This window comes from Promicromonospora noduliphila (assembly GCF_056951025.1).
This window is the reverse complement of record NZ_CM167806.1, coordinates 125862-143626: the sequence shown is the minus strand read 5'-3', so window position 1 is coordinate 143626 and position 17765 is coordinate 125862. Positions and strand designations below refer to the sequence as shown.

At 69.8% G+C, this 17765-nt stretch carries 11 protein-coding genes; 5 read left to right on the top strand and 6 right to left on the bottom strand.

The window, feature by feature from the left end; genetic code table 11:
• Window positions 1-66: 66 nt before the first annotated feature.
• Together AC0QU1_RS00595 and AC0QU1_RS00590 are read right to left on the bottom strand one after the other, a co-directional pair.
• Window positions 67-2613 (bottom strand): transglycosylase domain-containing protein, encoded by a 2547-nt coding sequence (locus tag AC0QU1_RS00595; protein ID WP_483573729.1) that lies wholly within the window; start codon window positions 2611-2613, stop codon window positions 67-69.
• Between the two features lie 199 nt (window positions 2614-2812).
• Window positions 2813-5410 (bottom strand): transglycosylase domain-containing protein, encoded by a 2598-nt coding sequence (locus AC0QU1_RS00590; protein WP_483573728.1) that lies wholly within the window; start codon window positions 5408-5410, stop codon window positions 2813-2815.
• A gap of 331 nt (window positions 5411-5741) precedes the next feature.
• Between AC0QU1_RS00590 and AC0QU1_RS00585 the strand changes: the two genes are divergently transcribed.
• Complete coding sequence (locus tag AC0QU1_RS00585) at window positions 5742-6389, top strand: PadR family transcriptional regulator (protein WP_483573727.1); 648 nt, start codon at window positions 5742-5744, stop codon at window positions 6387-6389.
• A complete protein-coding gene (locus AC0QU1_RS00580) occupies window positions 6386-7477 on the top strand; it encodes an inositol-3-phosphate synthase (protein ID WP_483573726.1) in 1092 nt (363 codons plus the stop codon). Before AC0QU1_RS00585 ends, AC0QU1_RS00580 begins: the two co-directional genes overlap by 4 nt.
• A gap of 110 nt (window positions 7478-7587) precedes the next feature.
• On the opposite strand, the gene AC0QU1_RS00575 is transcribed toward AC0QU1_RS00580, so the two are convergent.
• Window positions 7588-11694, bottom strand: a complete 4107-nt coding sequence (locus AC0QU1_RS00575; protein ID WP_483573725.1) for a S8 family serine peptidase — start codon at window positions 11692-11694, stop codon at window positions 7588-7590.
• 401 nt (window positions 11695-12095) lie between these two features.
• Between AC0QU1_RS00575 and AC0QU1_RS00570 the strand changes: the two genes are divergently transcribed.
• Window positions 12096-12899, top strand: a complete 804-nt coding sequence (locus AC0QU1_RS00570) for a winged helix-turn-helix domain-containing protein (RefSeq protein WP_483573724.1) — start codon at window positions 12096-12098, stop codon at window positions 12897-12899.
• Between the two features lie 10 nt (window positions 12900-12909).
• Here the strand turns inward: AC0QU1_RS00570 and AC0QU1_RS00565 are convergent, their stop codons facing one another.
• On the bottom strand, window positions 12910-14253 hold the full coding sequence (locus tag AC0QU1_RS00565) for an MATE family efflux transporter (protein WP_483573723.1): 1344 nt from the start codon (window positions 14251-14253) through the stop codon (window positions 12910-12912).
• A gap of 373 nt (window positions 14254-14626) precedes the next feature.
• Here AC0QU1_RS00565 and dnaB point away from each other — a divergent pair, with 373 nt between their 5' ends.
• Both dnaB and AC0QU1_RS00555 read left to right on the top strand, forming a co-directional pair.
• Window positions 14627-15991 (top strand): replicative DNA helicase, encoded by a 1365-nt coding sequence (gene dnaB, locus AC0QU1_RS00560; protein ID WP_483576601.1) that lies wholly within the window; start codon window positions 14627-14629, stop codon window positions 15989-15991.
• A 10-nt stretch (window positions 15992-16001) separates the two neighbouring features.
• Window positions 16002-16442 (top strand): hypothetical protein, encoded by a 441-nt coding sequence (locus tag AC0QU1_RS00555; protein ID WP_483573722.1) that lies wholly within the window; start codon window positions 16002-16004, stop codon window positions 16440-16442.
• Window positions 16443-16502: 60 nt separating this feature from the next.
• Here the strand turns inward: AC0QU1_RS00555 and AC0QU1_RS00550 are convergent, their stop codons facing one another.
• Window positions 16503-17114, bottom strand: coding sequence for a GNAT family N-acetyltransferase (locus tag AC0QU1_RS00550; protein WP_483573721.1), 612 nt, complete (start codon window positions 17112-17114; stop codon window positions 16503-16505).
• 74 nt (window positions 17115-17188) lie between these two features.
• Complete coding sequence (locus AC0QU1_RS00545; RefSeq protein WP_483573720.1) at window positions 17189-17725, bottom strand: GNAT family N-acetyltransferase; 537 nt, start codon at window positions 17723-17725, stop codon at window positions 17189-17191.
• Between the last annotated feature and the right edge of the window lie 40 nt (window positions 17726-17765).

The window sequence follows — 17765 nt, the reverse complement described above, 5'->3', positions numbered from 1 at the left end:
ACCAGCGGGCGAGCACGGCCGAGGGGCCGCCTCCCGCAGGAGGCGGCCCCTCGGCCGTGGATCGGGCTACGGGCTGCCGCCCCCGTTCCCGTTGCCGTTACCGTTCCCGCCCGTCGGTTCGCCGCTCGGGGTCGGGAAGAGCTCCGGACCGGTCGAGACGATCACCTGCACCGAACTGCCCATGGGCACCTCGGCACCCTCGTCCGGGTTGACGTCCATGACGGTGCCCTCCGGGTACTCGTCGGAGGACTGGTACTGGACGGCCGGCTCGAGCCCGGCTGCCCGGAGCTGCCGCTCGGCGTTGCCCTGGTCACCGCCGACCAGGCCGCCCGGCACGTAGGTGACCTCCTCCTCGGCCGGGCCGGTCGATACCTCGACCCTGATGTCCGAGCCGGGCTGCACCTCCTGGCCCTCGTGCTGCACGGAGACCACGGTCCCCGACTCCAGCTCGTTCTCGACCTCGACGACGACCGGGTTCAGTCCGACACCGGCAAGGGCCGCCAGGACGGCGGCGACCTGCTGCCCGGTCAGGCCGTACGGGACCAGCACCTTTTCTTCGGGCGTGTTCGTCGGCGTCGGCGTCGGGGTGGGCGAGTAGGAGGGCTCGGGCGGCAGCGGCGGCACGTACTCCGGGAACTCCTGGACCTCCATGCCCTTGGTCACGAGCTTCATGTACTCGGTCCACGCCGTCACCGGCCACGTGCCACCGGTGATGCTGTAGTCCGCCCACTCGCCGAACGGCGTGATCGAGGCCTGGTTGCCCTGCTCGTCGGTCTGGTAGAGGCCGACCACCGTCGCGAGCTGCGGGATGTAGCCGGCGAACCACGCCGACCTGTTCCCGTTGGTGGAACCGGTCTTGCCCGCGACGGGGCGCTGCTCGCCGTCCGGGCCGACGAGCTCCTGCGCCGTCGTGGCGGAACCCTCGTTGACCACCTGCTGCATGGCGTAGGTGGCCTTGGTCATCACGTCGGGGTCGATGGCCCCGGGGTGCGACGCACCGCCCCACTCGTAGATGAGCGTGTCGCCGTTGGTCACCGACGTGACCATGTGCGTATCGGTCCGCGTGCCCTGGGCGGCGAAGGTCGCGTACGCCCCCGCCAGGTCGATCGCACGCACGGTCGAGGTGCCGAGCACGTTGGACAGGTCCGAGCCCGTGGCCTCCTCCGGGATCCCGGCCCGGATCGCGACGTCCTGCGCCTTCTTGGGCCCGACCTCCTCGTTGAGCTGCGCGTAGACGGTGTTCACCGAGTTCGCCGTCGCCGTCACGAGGTCGATGTAGCCGAACGACTCGTCGTTGAAGTTGGTGAGCTCCTTCTCCTGCTCGACGCCGTCGACCGTCTCGACCCAGCCCGGGATCTGCATCGGGCTGGTGCCGAGATAGGTCTCCTCGAGCTCGTGCCCGGCCTCGAGCGCTGCGATCAGGGTGAACGGCTTGAACGTGGAGCCACCCTGTGCACTGCCGTCGGTGGCCGCGTTGAACTGGATCTTCTCGTAGTCCTTGCCGCCGTACAGGGCGCGGATGGCGCCGTCCTTCGGGTCGACGGACACGATGGAGACGCCGAGGCGCTTCGATGCCGGGTGCTCACCCTTGTACGGGATGCTCTTCGCCGTCTTGACGGCCGCCTGCTGCCACTTCGGGTTGATCGTGGTCTGGATCTCATAACCGTGGGTCATGAGGTCCTCCTCCGCGATGCCCTCGTCGGCGAGCTCCTTGCGGACCTCCTCCAGCAGGTAGCCCACCTGGCCCGCGCGCGACGCCGGCTGGTACTGGACCGGCTCGGGGAACTTGGCCGCAGCGCGCTCCTCCTCTGTGATGGCCCCCGTCTCGGCCATGTTCCGCAGCACGCGCGCCCACCTGGCCTCCGCGATGGCCCGCGACTCCTCGCCGAACCGGGGGTCCCAGTACGACGGCGACGGGATGATCCCCACCAGCATCGCGGTCTCGGAGACGGTCAGGTCTGCCGCCGTCTTGTCGAAGTACGCCTTCGCGGCGGCCTCGAAGCCGTAGGCGCCGCGGCCGAGGTAGATGCTGTTGAGGTAGCCCTCGAGGATCTCGTCCTTGGACTTCTCCTGCTCCACCTTGAGGGCGAGGACGATCTCGCGGAACTTGTCCGCGTAGCTCGACTGGCCGGGCTGGAAGTACGTGTTCTCCACGTACTGCTGCGTCAGGGTGGAGGCACCCTGCTGCGCCCCGCCGGTCACGTTGTTGATCAGCGAGCGGACGATGCCCACCGGGTCGACGCCCATGTGGTTCTCGAAGTTCTGGTCCTCCGAGGCAAGGACGGCCGCCGGCACGTGCTCGGGGAACTGCTTGAGCTTCAGGATCGTGCGGTCGGTCGCGGCGAACTTGCCCATGACCTGACCGTTCGCGTAGTAGACGGTCGTGCTCTCCTGGCCGATCTCCGGGCGCTCGGCGGGCACCGACCAGCCGATCCACCCGGCGGTGAACACGCCGACGGCGAGCGAGAGCCCGGTCAGCGCGGTACCGACGACAAAACGCCACGACGGGATCCAGGCGCGAATCCCCGTGCGGTTCGGCCGAGGGTAGTTCCAGATGGTTCGCCGGCGCCGGGGAGTCTGCGGCCAGATCGGGGAGGGGCTGCTGTTAGCCACGTCTTCCTCGTTCCTGGTTTCGGGGTCCAGCCATCACACTGAACCGACGAAACGATAGAGGATCGATGTTGGCGGCAAGTAGCACAAACGAGGTTTCTCTGTGTACGCCCCGTGTCCGACACGCTAAGTCCGCGGGCCCCGAACAATGACCGGGTGAAGTATTTCACCCGGTCATTGTTCGGGCTCGTCGAGACCCTGGTCAGCCGAAGATCCCGCCCCCGTCGGAGGGATCGTCGGTCGGGTCGCCGCCGCCCTCCGGCCCGGTGGAGACGACCAGCGTCACCTCGCTGCCCACCGGCACCTCCGACCCCTCACCGGGGTCGACCGAGATGACCGAGCCCTCCGGCACCGTGTCCGACGGCGCCTCCTGGACCACCGGGACCAGATCGGCGGCCTCGAGCTGGTCCTCCGCGTAGCCCTGCTCCTGGTTGGTCAGGCCCCAGGGCACCATGGTGGTCTCTTCCTCCTCGGCGCCGGAGCCGTTCGAGACCTCCACCCGGACCGTCGAGTTCACCGGCACCTCCGTACCCTCACCCGGGTCGACCGAGACCACGGTGCCCGCCGGCTCGTCGCTGTCCACGTCCACCTGCTCCGGGACGAGCTGGGCCCCGCCGAGCGCGGACGCGACGTTCACGTACTGCTGGCCGATCAGACCGCTGGGCACCAGCACGGTCTCCTCTTCCTCCGGCGTCGCCGACGGGCTGCTCGACGGCGACGGCGTCGGCGTGGGGGACGGCGGCGGGGGCGGCGGCTCGTACTCGGGGAACTCCTCGACGTCCATGCCCTCCGTCGCCTTGCCCATGTACTCCGCCCAGGCCGTGACGGGCCACGTACCACCGGTGAGGCCCTGGAGGCCCATGTCCGCCCACTCGCCGAACGGCGTGATCTGCTCGTACGCGCCCTTGCCGTCGCGGGCCTCGCGGTTGTACTGGTACAGCCCCACGACGGTCGCGAGCTGCGGCACGTACCCGGCGAACCAGGCGGACCTGTTCTCGTTCGACGTACCGGTCTTCCCGGCGACCGGACGCGGCGTGTAGCCGTCCGGGCCGACCAGGTGCGAGGCGGGCTCGCCGGACCCCTTCTGCACGACCTGGGTCAAGGCGTAGGTCGCCTGGGCCATCACGTCGGCGTCGAACTCCTGCTCGGAGGTTCCGCTCCACTCGTAGTTCAGCGTGTCGCCGTCACGCACCTCCGTCACCAGGTGCGGGGTGGTGCGGATGCCCTGCGCCGCGAAGGTGGAGTAGGCGTGCGCCAGGTCGATGTTGTGCACGCTCGCCGTGCCCAGCACGTTCGACAGGTCGGAGGTGACCACCTGGTTGCCCGCCGCGTCCGTCTCCGGGATGCCCGCGCGGACGGCGACGTCCGTCGTGCTCGACGGGTCCACCTCCTTGTTGAGGTGCACGTAGGCGGTGTTCACGGAGTGGGCCGTCGCGTCGATCAGGTTGACGTTCGGGTAGCTGTCACCGTACGGCGGCGCGCCGAAGTTGGTCAGGACGGCCTGCTCGTCCTGGCCCGTCTCCGCGTTCCACCGCGTGTAGCCCTCGATCTCCTGCGGCGTCGTACCGTCGTACGTCTTGTACAGCGATATGCCCTTCTCCAGGGCCGCGACCAGGGTGAACGGCTTGAACGTCGAGCCGGCCTGCGCGATGTCCTGCGTCGCCGCGTTGGTCGGGTACTCGCCGTAGTCCGGACCGCCGTAGAGCGCCCTGATCGCACCCGACGACGGGTCGATCGAGGTGAGCGACGCGCGGGCGTTCGGGTTGGCGTCCTCCGGCAGCTTCATCGTCTCGGCCGCCGCTGCCTGCATCTTGCGGTCGATGGTGGTCTTGATGGAGTACCCGCCGGTGGTGAGCTGGCCCTCGGAGATGTTCGCCCCGTCCGGGTCTGCGAGCTCCTTGGCCACCTCCTCCAGCAGGTAGGCGGTCTGAGGGTTGCCAGAGCCCTGGGTGTACTTCTGGAGCTTCGGGTACTCCGCGGCGGCCCGGTCCTGGGCGGAGATGAAGCCCATCTCCGCCATGTAGTCGAGCGTGCGGTTCCAGCGCGCCTCGGCCTGCGCCTGCGCCGCCTCGCCCTGCCGCGGGTCCCAGTACGTGGGGTTCGGGATGATGCCGGCGAGGAAGGCCGACTCGGAGATCGTCATCTCCTTGGCCGAGTGCCCGAAGTACGCCTGCGACGCGGCCTCGACACCGTAGGCACCCCGGCCGAGGTAGATGGTGTTGATGTAGCCCTCGAGCACCTGGTCCTTGGACTGCTCCTGCGTCACCTTGAGCGCCAGGATCGCCTCGCGGAACTCGTCCGCGTACGTGGTGTCGCCGACGCCGACGTAGTAGTTCTCGACGTACTGCTGGGTCAGGGTCGACGCACCCTGCTGGGCGCCGCCGCTGAGGTTGTTGATGATCGCCCGCCCGATCGCCACCGGGTTGATGCCGATGTGGGACCGGAAGTCCTGGTCCTCCGACGCGATGATCGCCTGGGTCACGTGCGGCGGCAGGTCGGCGAGGGACACGATGGTGCGGTTCTCGGCGGCGAACTTCCCGAGCGGCTTGCCGTCCGAGTAGTACACCGTCGTGGTCTCGAAGGTCACCGTCTCCAGGTCGTCCGGCACCGTCGTGCCCACCCAGGCGGCGATGACCACCCCCGTCACGAGCGAGGTGCCCGTCAGCAGGGCACCCACGATGAACCGCCACGACGGGATCCAGGCGCGGAGCCCCGTGCGGTAGGGCCGGGGATAGTTCCAGATCGCCTGCCGACGTCGGGGCGTCTGCGGCCAGATCGGAGGGGGACTCCAGTTCGACACAACGGCCTCTTCCTCGGTTCGGACTCGGGGCCCGCCGGTGGGCGGCCGACGCACCCACCACTGCGGACCAACCGAAACCATAGGGGATCTGTCATCGGCCCTAGTAGCCCGATCGTCGCTGACCGGCCCGTCTCGGACATTTCACCCAGGGTCAGCGCACTCCGTCTGCCCCTGCTTCACATTTCGTCCACGTCTGGGCCTGGACGACGGCGTCCGGGCTCCGGATTGCGGACCGCGGTCGGGCGTGCTTATCCTCACGATGTATCGACTCGATACATCGTATGTGACTGATCCGCCCGGGCAACCGGTGCGGACCGCGGAGGGAGTTGCCGTGCGCAGTCGGTCGGAGGTGCTGGAGACCGCCGTCCTCGGCCTGCTCAACGAGTCGCCACTGCACGGGTACGAGCTCCGCAAGCGCCTCAACCTCGTGCTCGGCTCGTTCCGTGCCCTCTCCTACGGCACGCTCTACCCGGCCCTGCGCGGCCTGGTCACCCGGGGCCTGATCGCCACGACCGAGGGCGAGCCACCATCGCCGTCAGCTCGGAGAACGAAGTCCGGGATCCCCGGCAGAACCACCAAGCCCAAGCCCCTCGGACGCCGTCGTGTGGTCTACGAGCTGACCGCGGAGGGCAAGGAGCACCTCCAGTCCGTTCTGGCCACCGCCGGTCCAGCGGCCTGGGAGGACGACAACTTCGACGTGCGGTTCGCGCTCTTCGCACAGACCGACGCCGCGACCCGCCTCCGGGTCCTCGAAGGCCGGCGCACCCGGCTCACCGAGCGTCTGGAGGCGTTCCGGGAGTCGACCACGCACCCGCGCTCGCGGCTTGACGAGTACGCGCTCGAGCTCCGGCGGTTCGGGCTCGAGAAGGTCGAGCGCGAGGTGCACTGGCTCGACAGCCTCATCTCCACCGAGCGGGGACGCGCAACAGCGCAGAACCGCTTGTCGCAGCAAGAACAGAGAGAGAAGGAGCGAGGATGACCTCCATCCGCGTGGGCATCGTCGGCGTAGGCAACTGCGCCTCGTCCCTGGTCCAGGGCGTGCACTACTACCGTGACGCCGATCCGGCGGGCAGCGTCCCCGGCCTCATGCACGTCCGGTTCGGCGACTACCACGTGTCGGACCTCGAGTTCGTCGCAGCGTTCGACGTGGACGCGAAGAAGGTCGGCTTCGACCTGGCCGAGGCCATCACCGCCTCCGAGAACAACACGATCAAGATCGCGGACGTCCCGCCGACCGGCGTGACCGTCCAGCGCGGCCCCACCCTCGACGGGCTCGGCGACTACTACCGCCAGACCATCGACGAGTCCACGAAGGACGTCGTCGACGTCGTGGCCGCGCTGCGCGGGGCCCGGGTCGACGTGCTCGTCTGCTACCTGCCGGTGGGCTCGGAGGAAGCCGCCAAGTTCTACGCGCAGTGCGCCATCGACGCGGGCGTCGCGTTCGTGAACGCCCTGCCCGTCTTCATCGCGTCCGACCCGAAGTGGGCGGCGAAGTTCGAGGAGGCGGGCGTGCCGATCGTCGGCGACGACATCAAGTCGCAGGTCGGCGCCACCATCACCCACCGCGTGCTGGCCAAGCTGTTCGAGGAGCGCGGCGTCGTCCTGGACCGCACCTACCAGCTCAACGTGGGCGGCAACATGGACTTCAAGAACATGCTGCAGCGTGACCGGCTGGAGTCGAAGAAGCTCTCCAAGACGCAGGCCGTGACGTCCAACCTCTCCGGCCCCTTGGCCGGAAAGAAGGAGGACCGGAACGTGCACATCGGCCCGTCGGACTACGTGGCCTGGCTGGACGACCGCAAGTGGGCGTACGTCCGCCTCGAGGGCCGCGCGTTCGGCGAGGTGCCGCTCAACCTGGAGTACAAGCTCGAGGTGTGGGACTCCCCCAACTCGGCGGGCATCATCATCGACGCCGTACGCGCGGCCAAGATCGCGAAGGACCGCGGCGTCGGCGGCCCCATCCTCTCGGCGGCCACGTACTTCATGAAGTCCCCGCCCGTGCAGATGGAGGACACCGCGGGCCGTGCCCAGCTGGAGGCTTTCATCCGCGGTGAGGTGGAGCGCTGACGCGCACCGGCGCATGATGGGCAAAAGGTCACGTGATCGGCAGTCTGAGCTACCGATCACGTGACCTTTTACCGATCACACGGCGCGAATCAAGCCCGCGCCAGTCCTGACTACTCGATCGGGTCCAGCTCGAAGTCGGTCACGACGTTCGTGCCCGCCGTCACCTTGGCGGAGCCGACCTCGGGGACGTACCCGTTGGCGGTCGCGATGATCTGCGCCGTCCGCTCCGACTTGTCGAACCAGTACTCGTACACGCCGTCCGCCCCGGTGACCAGGGTGACCGCCGAGTACCTCGCGTTGATCTGCACCACCGAGTCACCGAGCGAGACCACGCCGTCCGGCGTGAAACCACCCACCGTGCCGGAGAGCTTGCCCCAGCTCGACGGCGGCTTGACGGTCATGCTCAGGTCGACCGCCGGGGTGTCGTAGGGCGTCTCGGCGCTCGCCAGGAGCGAGCCGGTGAACGTGCCGGGCTGTGCCACCACACCGCTCATGGTGGCCGTGATCGTCTTGCTCTGGCCCGGCTGGAGCGTGAACTCGGTCGGGCTCACGGTCAGCCACTCCATGCCGCCGCCCGCCGTGTCACCGGACACGTTCATGACGATGTGCATGTCGGGCCAGCCGATCGAGTCGGTGGTCGCCGGCTCCGCGATCCCGCAGTCGGCGGCGGCGAGGTACGACGGCGCGGTCTGGCCCGCGCTGTTGGACCCGATGTAGAACACACCGCCGTTCGACTGCTGGTTGGGCGAGACGACCTCGACCACGAGCGTGGCGCCCGCGGGCACCTCACCCGTCACGGGCACCGAGACCATCGTCAGGGACGACGCCGGGATACTCTCCTCCGCCGTGCCGATCGGGGTCAGGTTGGCGAAGGTGAGCGCGCCGTCCAGCGTGTAGAGGTTGACGGTCAGGGTCTGGGCCGTGGCCTCCTCGACACCGAAGGACACCTCCGAGACCTCGAAGTCGTCGTCGATGCCGAAGTCGCTCAGCGTGAACGTCCGCAGGAAGTGGTTCTCCGTGGTCCCGGCGATGCTGCCGCACGAGGCCGAGTTGAGCGCCGTGACCTCCTGCGACGCCGAGTGGGTGATGGTGGTGGCGTCCGGCCGGACCGGGATGGACTCCGGCGTCACGCTCTTGCCCGCGGTGCCCTTGCCTGCGGCCTGGAACCGCGAGCCCGAGCCACCGAGCGACGAGCCCGCCTTGGCCGACGGCTTCACCGACTCGGCCACGGTGGCCTCGCCCTGGGTGTGCTGGATGACGGCGGCGCCGTCCATGCCCATCATGTCGAAGCCACCACCGGTCCCCGTCATCTCGACGGCGGCCGGCGCTGAACCCTCGTTCTTCACGGTGAACCGCTTGGTCGCCGAGCTGCCCAGCGGGATGGTCGTGCTGACCGACTCGGTGCTGACGGTGAGCAGGCCCGCCGCGAGCGCCGCGTCGAACGTGCTGGTGCCGTCGGGCGCGAGGGTCACGCTGCCCGACTCCGGCTCGTAGTCGGGGGCCGTGATGTCGACCGTGTACTCGCCCGGCAGGGCGATGGCCGAGTACGTGCCGTCAGCGCCGGTGGTGGCCGTGCGGGTGACGTCGCCCGCCGTGGCCGTCACGGTGGCGCCCTGGACCGGCTCCCCGGTGTTCAGGTCGGTCACCGAGCCCTCGAGGAACGAGAGCACCGGGGCGGTGTAGGTGATCGTGGAACCGGTGGTGATCGCCGGGGTGTTGTACGAGTACTGCAGGCCGGTCGTGCCGGTCTCGTTCTCGATGCCGATCGACGCAGAGCTGCCCTTGGCGGTGTCGGTGTCCGTGACGTCGTCGTAGCCGAAGATCACGGTGCCGTCGGCGACGAGCGTGACCGAGAAGCTCAGCCGGTCGGTCGTCGGGCTGTACTTGCGCACGTTGCGCCACTCGACGACGAACGCCTCCTCGCCGTCGACCGTCGTGGTGCCCGTGTACAGGCCCGCGCTGGCGTCGAGGACCAGGTCGTCCCAGAACGGGAACAGGGCGGCGTTGGGCACCGCGGTGCCGGGGATCGGCCCGTTCGCGTACGACGTGGTGCCGGCCAGGAAGTTCACGTGACCGTTGGACGTGACGAACGCGGAGTCGTAGCCGACGCCGTAGTAGGGGAACTCGAAGGGCAGGTCGAGCGACGTCTGCACGTCGTCCCCGGTGAGCGGGAGCTCGGTGTCGCCCTGCAGGTAGTCACCGGTCGACGTCGCGCAGGAGTAGCCGAAGTCGTCGGTGACGGCGGTGATCTCGACGGGCACGTCCTCCGCGCCGTCGACCACGACGTCGCCCTCGTACGGGGCGGCGCAGCCGCCCGTCTCCACGGTGAGCGTGTAGGTGCCCTCCGGCACGTCAGCGAAGGCGAAGGTGCCGTCCGCGCCGGTGGTGACGTCCTCGAAGTGGCTGCCGAGGCTGACCGGCACGCCGGCGACCGGGTCGCCGGACCCGGCGAAGGTGACCGTGCCCGTCACGGGGTGCGACGGCGCCGCCTGCAGCGTGATCGGCACGTCGACCGTGCCGTCCTCGGTGACGGTCGCAGCGACCGGCGTCGAGGCGAGGAACCCGAAGGCCGACGCCGACACCGTGTAGTCGCCGGTGGCGACGCGTGCGGAGAAGGTGCCGTCGGTGCCGGTGCTGACGGTGCGGTCCCGCTCGCCGTCGACGGTGACGTCCGCCCCGGCGATCGGGGCGCCGTCGGCGTCGGTCACGGTGCCGGTCACGTACCCGGTGGCACCGATCGGGGCAGCGTCGATGAGCGCGGCGACGTCGAGCTTGCCTTCGCCCCACACGTTGTTGTTCTCGGCGGTGCCGCCGCAGGACGTGTTGTCCGTGTCGACGGCGGTCTGGTCGAGCAGCGCCTTGGTGCCCTCGATGTCACCGATCAGCGCGGGGGCGGCGCTCCACAGCAGCGCGATGGCGCCCGCGAGGTGCGGGGCGGCCATGGACGTGCCGTTGTAGGCGGCGTAGCCGTCGCCGGGGATCGACGAGCGCACGTTCACGCCGGGGGCCGCGATGTCGGGCTTGATCATGCCGTCCTCGCCCGCGCCGCGCGACGAGAACGACGCGATGGCACCGGAGGAGTCGAAGGCGCCGACCGAGTACGAGCCGGAGTTGGCGCCCGGCGACGACGTCGTCTGGCAGGACGGGCCCGAGTTGCCGGCGGACCAGGTGCCGAAGATGCCGGCGGCCTCCCAGGCGTCGGTGGTGTCGGTGTACCAGTCGTCGATGTAGCCGGCCGCGGTGTAGCCCCACGAGTTGTTGACGATGTTGGGCCGCATCGACGGGTCGGGGTCGGAGCCGTCGGTACGCGTCGGGGCGACGATCCACTGCCCCGACTCCAGCAGGGCGACGTCCGAGCAGCTGTCGCAGCCGTTCGTCGCGATCCACTCGGCGCCGGGGGCGACGCCGATCTGGTTGCCCGCGCCGTCGTCGCCGACCATGGTGCCCATGGTGTGCGTGCCGTGGCCGTCGTTGTCGAACGGCAGTTCGGCGGAACCGGACGTGTCCTGCCAGTTGTAGTCGTTCACGACCGTGCCGTCGGACTGCAGGCCGCGGTACTTGTCGGCGAGGGCCGGGTGGTCGTACTGGGCGCCGGTGTCGATGTTCGACACGGTGATGCCCTCACCGGTGTAGCCCTGCTCCCAGACCTCCGGGGCGTTGATGGCGTCAAGGCCCCACTCCACGGCCTGCGTCCCCTTGTCGCCGACCGGGGTGCGCTTGACCGGCTCGACCAGGTCGAGCTGCACGGTCTCGCTGATCCGCTTGACCTCGCTGCTCGCCGCGAGGTCGGTCGCGAGCTCGAGGGTGCCGTCCTCGACGAGGATCCGGTTGCTGATCCAGAAGCTCTCGAAGTCGGCATCGGCCGCCTTCAGCTCCTTGATCAGGCTCGCCTGGGACTCCTCGGCGGTGCTCGTGAGGGCGTCGTAGACGTACTGGCCGCGCTCGTCCCAGTTGGTGATGCCCCGGGCGTCGGTCAGGTCCGCCTCGTCGGCCAGCTCGACCCAGAAGTCGGCGGTCTTGCGCTCGGTCAGCATCTCCTTGGCGAAGCTGGTGAACTTGTCGTCGGGGTCGGCGGCGACGCCCGTCGTCGTGGTGGCGGCTGTTGTCGGGGATGTTGCTGCGAACGCCGGAGCGACGCTCAGCGCTGATGTCGCGACAAGCGCGAGAACCGCTGTGGCGGTCGTCGCGCGTTGTGCGAGAGCAGTTCGACGGTGCATGAACCCTCCACTACCCGGCGCACCGACAGACGCGGGTGCGCGTGGACGGCCCACGGTCGTGGGCCGCCCCAACCGTCGTTTGCGCAGGTCAGACCGACAAGGTTCGTTCACGGTCAGGCATGGGTCATTTCCCGGTCAAAACAGGGTCGAAAGAGCGCCGATTGCCCTTGTCAACGATTCCGGCCACATTTCACCCGCCCTGGCGGGGAGAATTCACCCGCTACACCTACCGGACTGGCGTAAAAGTGTCATCCAGGCGGGAATGTGTCATTTCTACCGCGCAACGGGCAGGTAACGAAAAATTGACCCAAACGGTACGCCCCGGGAGCAAACTGACGCCCGCTGCCCAGATTTCATCCCGGGACGCACCCTGAACGGCCGACCGACTGAGGGTGACGCACATGACACTCGACCCCGCACCAGGTTCCACGCCCGGCCTCGTCGTCTGCGTGGGCCTCCCCTCGGACCAGATCATCGAGATCGCCCGGCTCCTGCGCGGCCAGGCCACGGTGCTGGCCACCCCGGACGCGGACGGCGCCCGTGCCGTCCTCGCCAACCCCACCGCGTCGCGGTACCCCGTCGGCCTGCCCTGGCAGGGCCGCGGTACGCCGGCCGAGCGGTTCGAGAACCCCGGGACGGCCTACGGCAGGCGCCTGGAGCGCCCCACCGACCGTCTGCCCGACGGCGACAACGTCACCGGTGCCTCGGTGCGCACCCCTGGCGAGTTCGTACCCGTGATGCACGCGACCATCCCGGCGCCGCGACCCGCTTCGGGCGGCGCCCTGGGCGACACCGCGCACCCCGTCACGGGTTCGGTGCCTGCCGTCACGGGCCCGGTTCCCGCCGTCACGGGGGCGATCCCCGCCGTCACGGGCCCGATCCCCATGGTCGCGCCGCCCGCTCTCGACCCGCTGGTCGCCGGGCCGTTGCTCGTGGACCTGGCCGGCCGCGAGGTGACGGCGCTCGGCCGGCGCGTCTACCTGTCGGCGCGGGAGTTCGACCTGCTCGCGACGCTCGCCCTCGAGGCAGGACGGGTGTGGTCGTTCGCAGAGCTCACCGCGCGTGTGTGGCGGCTCCCGTACCTCGGTGACTCCGACCCGGTGACCTCGGCGGTGAAGCGGCTGCGCAAGCGGCTGGCACCCGTGCGCGACGTCGAGGTCGCGTCGGTGCGCGGCGTCGGCTACCGGCTCAAGGTGTGGACGTAGCGGCTCGTACTCACGCCCCGGTCACCAGCCACCGGTCGCCTCGCGCGCGCCAGCCGGTCGTCACGGCGCGGGCGGCCATGAACACGCCGGCGAACGCGAGCCAGAGCCAGGCGAGCCCGGGTGCGCCGTCGGGCGCCCAGGCGGACACCGCGAGCGCGAACGGGAGGTAGACCACGAGCGTCGCCATGCCGGCCCAGGCGAGGTAGCGGCCGTCGCCCGCACCGATGAGGACGCCGTCGAGCACGAAGACCCAGCCCGCCATGGGCATGAGCAGGCCGCAGACGGCGATGCCGAGCGCGACGGCGACGCGCACGCCGGGGTCGGGCGAGAAGAGGGGGGCGATCCACCAGCCGGCCGCCGCGAGCACCACGCCGATCACGGCTCCCGCCCCGACGCCCCACCGCAGGCAGCGGGCCAGCACCGAGCGCACGTGCGCGACGTCGCCCGCGCCGAGCCCGTGCCCCACCAGGGCCTGTGCGGCGATGGCGAGCGCGTCGAGCGCGAAGGCCGCCAGACCCCACAGCGAGCTCACCACCTGGTGCCCCGCGAGAGCGACGGCGCCGAGGTCGGTCGCGACGACCACGGTGAGCAGGATCGCGGCGCGCAGGCTGAGGGTGCGCACCACGAGCGGCACACCGGCCCGGGCGCCGGACAGGATGCCGGCCCGGTGCGGGCGCAGGCTCGCGCCGCGGGCGCGGGCGCCGCGCACCACGATCACGCCGAGCACGACAGCCATGAGGAGCTGGGTGACGGCCGTCCCGAGGCCGGATCCCGCGATGCCCATGCCCGCCCCGTACACGAGCGCGACGTTCAGCACGGTGTTGAGCAGCGCGCCGGCGGCGGCCACGACCAGCGGCGTGCGCGTGTCGCGCAGTCCGCGCAGCACGCCCGTCGCGGCCTGGACCACGAGCATCCCGACCAGACCCGGCGCGGACCACCGCAGGTAGGTGACGGCCTGCTGGGCGACGTCGCCGCGCGCACCCAGGGCTGCGACGGTCGGCGGCGCGGTGAGCAGCAGCGCGACGGCGAGCACCACGCCGATCCCGACCGCCAGCCAGATCCGGTCGATGCCCGACTGCAGCGCCTCCCGCTCCTTGCCCGCGCCCGTGAGCCGGGCCACCGACGCCGTCGTCGTGTACGCGAGGAAGACGCACAGCCCGACGAGCGTGAGCAGCACGTTGCTGGCGAGGGACAGGCCGGCGAGCTGGGCGGTGCCGAGATGGCCCACGACGGCGCTGTCCACGAGCACGAACACGGGCTCGGCGACCAGCGCTCCGAGGGCGGGTACCGCGAGGGCGAGGATCTCCCGGTCGATGGACCGCGGGGAATCCGGGGTGTGGCGGGACTCGCCCAACTTTCTTTCCTCCACAGGCTGGGGGTTACGTCAACGCAGGTCACGCTGTGTGGCGATGTTTTACACAGGGGTTATCCACAACTGGGGACAGGGTTGTCCACCCGCTGTGCACAGCCCTGGGCCACCTTTCCACATGGATGTGCACAGACCCGTCCACAGGTCTCGTTGCGCTCGCATGCACAGAGGCTTAGCGTCAGCGGAACTTGCCTGCTGGTCCGATAACCCGCGGGTCGGCCGCGCGCGACACAAGGGCGTGTCGAGGCCGGCGTCCCGGGAGTGTCAGTGGCGGGGAGTAGAACAGGTGCAGGACGTCGGGAGAGCGCACGTGCGGCGTGCGCCCGGCGGCGTGAACGAGGAAGGGCTGGAGGTGCGGATGTCGATCGAGGAGCTCGAGTCGAGTTATTCCGGGGGAAGCTCGGGCTTCGACCGAACACCACCGCAGGACATCGCCGCCGAGATGAGCGTGCTGGGCGGCATGCTGCTCTCCAAGGACGCGATCGCCGACGTGATCGAGCAGATCCGCGGCAACGACTTCTACCGGCCGGCGCACGAGGCCATCTACGACGCGATCATCGACCTCTACGGCCGCGGCGAGCCGGCCGACGCCATCACGGTGGTCGCCGAGCTCCAGCGCCGCGGTGAGCACGCGCGCGTCGGCGGCGCGCCGTACATCCACGACCTCATGGCGGGCGTGCCGACGGCGGCGAACGCCGGGTACTACGCCCGCATCGTGCGCGAGCGCGCCATCATGCGCCGCCTCGTGGAGGCGGGCACGCGCATCGTGCAGATGGGCTACGCGACCGACGGCGGCGAGGTGGACGACGTCGTCAACAACGCGCAGGCCGAGGTCTACGCGGTGACGGAACGCCGTGCGTCCGAGGACTACCTGCCGCTGGCCGACATCATCGGGCCGACGTTCGACGAGATCGACGCCGCACAGGGCCGCGGCGAGGGACTCACCGGCGTGCCGACGGGGTACTCGGACTTCGACCGCCTGACCAACGGCCTGCATGCGGGCCAGATGGTGGTCGTGGCGGCCAGGCCAGCTGTGGGCAAGTCCGTTTTGGGCATAAATGTCGCTTCTCATGCGGCTATTCACCACAACATGGCGTCGGTCATCTTCTCGCTGGAGATGAGCCGCAACGAGATCGTCATGCGCATGCTCGCCGCCGAGGCTCGCGTGCCGCTGACCAAGATGCGTAGCGGCCACATGGACGACGGCGACTGGCAGAAGCTGGCCGCCACCATGGGCAAGGTCTCGGACGCCCCGCTGTTCATCGACGACTCGCCGAACATGTCGCTGATGGAGATCCGCGCCAAGTGCCGGCGCCTCAAGCAGCGGCACGACCTCAAGCTGGTCGTGATCGACTACCTCCAGCTCATGACCTCGGGCAAACGCGTCGAGTCGCGTCAGCAGGAGGTCTCCGAGTTCTCGCGTGCGCTCAAGCTGCTCGCGAAGGAGCTTGAGGTGCCGGTCATCGCGATCTCGCAGCTCAACCGTGGTCCTGAACAACGTGGTGACAAGAAGCCGCAGATGTCGGATCTGCGCGAGTCTGGGTCTATCGAGCAGGATGCGGACGTCGTGGTGCTCTTGCACCGCGAGGACGCCTACGAGAAGGAGTCACCGCGCGCCGGCGAGGCGGACCTCATCGTGGCCAAACACCGCAACGGTCCGACCGACGTGATCACGGTGGCGTTCCAGGGGCACTACCAGCGGTTCGTCGACATGCAGGTGTGAAGGAGCCAATGTGGAACGAGCACCCGAACGCTTCACCATCGTGCCCGACGACTACCACGTGCCCTACGCCGGTACCGCCGAGGACGGCCGCAAGTTCTTCCTCAGCGAGGAGCTGTTCGCTGACGACTCCGCGTATGTCGGAGTGTTCCTGTGGAACAAGGACGACACCTTCGATGAGGTCCGGGTCGACGCGGTCCCCCGCCCTGGCGGGCTTCCCTTTGGTCAGGCCGGGCGCGCCGGCGCGAAGGACCTCGTCGCCGCCCGGCTGGCCGAGCTGGGCGACTATGTCCTGGAGCCCATCGAGGTGGAGCCGTTCACCCAGGAGGTCGACGGCGTCACCTTCGGTTGGAACGTCGAGCAGTACGACGACGGCACCTACTTCATCAACATCGAGCCGGGCGACTTCATCGCGTACTACGCACCGTGGGACGGTCTGGAGTACGACACGTAGGGCGAGTGACGGCAGCGCATGGCATCAGTGCGGCACCCAGCGAACGGTTCGTGGAGGAGATCAAAGCTCGGCCCGCATCACCGCACGCCGCTCCGTCGGACGGCTGACCTCGACGAATCCCGCGGACTCGAACATGCCGACGGTCCCGACGAAGAGGTCGCCGCTCGACACCCGCCCGTCGGCACGCGGCAGCAGCGGGTAGCCCTCGACCGCCGTCGCGCCGCGGTCCCGGGCGAAGCCGAGCGCGGCCCGCGCGAGCTCGGTGCTGATCCCCTGGCGCCGGTAGCCCTTCCGCGTGACGAAGCAGGTCACGGACCACACCGACGGGTCGTCGCGGTCCTCGTCCCGGCCGGCCCAGACGAGCCGGGACGTCCGCAGCCGCGGATAGGCGGTCCGCGGCTCCACCGCGCACCATCCGACCGGGTCGCCGTCCAGATAGGCCACGAGCCCGCTGGTCGACGGCGCCGCCGGGTCACCACACCCGGTCTGCGCCGCGAGCCGCTCCTGCCGCGCCGGGCCGTCCAGGGCGTCGAACTCCGCGTTGGGGAACTTGAACCACTGGCACTGGCACCACTGCGGCACTCCGCGCTCCCCGAACACCGCCTGGAGGTCCTCCCACGACGCCTCGTTGGCGGGGAGGACTGCGATCTCACGCGTGCCGGTCGCGGCCATGCCGCCAGGCTAGAAGACCCTCGACGGCGGCGCGAGCACGACAAACGGCGCGAGCACTCCACAGCACACGAGCACTACAGCGGCTGACGGCTCCGAACCACCCGGTCCAGGTCGAGGACCCAGGTCTGGCCCACCAGGTCGTGGCCGAAGCTGTGGCGCTGCTCCTGCTCGGCGAGGGTGAAGCCGAAGCTCTCGTAGATCCTGCGGGCGGAGGCCAGGACGTCGACCGTCCACAGGGTGACGCGCTCGTACCCGGCCTTGCGCGCGAACGCCAGGCACTCGCCCACAAGCCGGCCGCCGATACCCCGACCGCGGGCCTCCGGCGTGACCAGGAGGATCCGGAGCTTGGCCATGCCCGGCTCGTCGCCGGCCACGAGGCTGATGCAGCCGGCGCGCTCGCCCTCCACCTCGGCGACCCAGGCCGCCTCGGTAGCCGGATCGTGGGCGGTCGCGTAGTCGGCGACGATCCGGGCGACCATAGCCTCGAACTCGCCGTTCCAGCCGAACTCGCGGTGGTACAGCTCGCCGTGCGCCTTCACCATCCAGCCCAGGTCGCCGGGCTGGTCCGCATCGCGCACCACGACGCCGCGCCGGTGGTCCTGCTCGTGCACGAGTTCCTCCCGATGGCTCCACTGACACGATCGTTTCAGT

What these genes read in the sequence shown, in the direction of transcription:
- AC0QU1_RS00550 (WP_483573721.1), bottom strand. Translation starts at nt 17,114, where the DNA reads ATGGCCGCGACCGGCACGCGTGAGATCGCAGTCCTCCCCGCCAACGAG.
- AC0QU1_RS00570 (WP_483573724.1), top strand. Translation starts at nt 12,096, where the DNA reads ATGACACTCGACCCCGCACCAGGTTCCACGCCCGGCCTCGTCGTCTGC.
- AC0QU1_RS00580 (WP_483573726.1), top strand. Translation starts at nt 6,386, where the DNA reads ATGACCTCCATCCGCGTGGGCATCGTCGGCGTAGGCAACTGCGCCTCG.
- AC0QU1_RS00575 (WP_483573725.1), bottom strand. Translation starts at nt 11,694, where the DNA reads ATGCACCGTCGAACTGCTCTCGCACAACGCGCGACGACCGCCACAGCG.
- dnaB (WP_483576601.1), top strand. Translation starts at nt 14,627, where the DNA reads ATGTCGATCGAGGAGCTCGAGTCGAGTTATTCCGGGGGAAGCTCGGGC.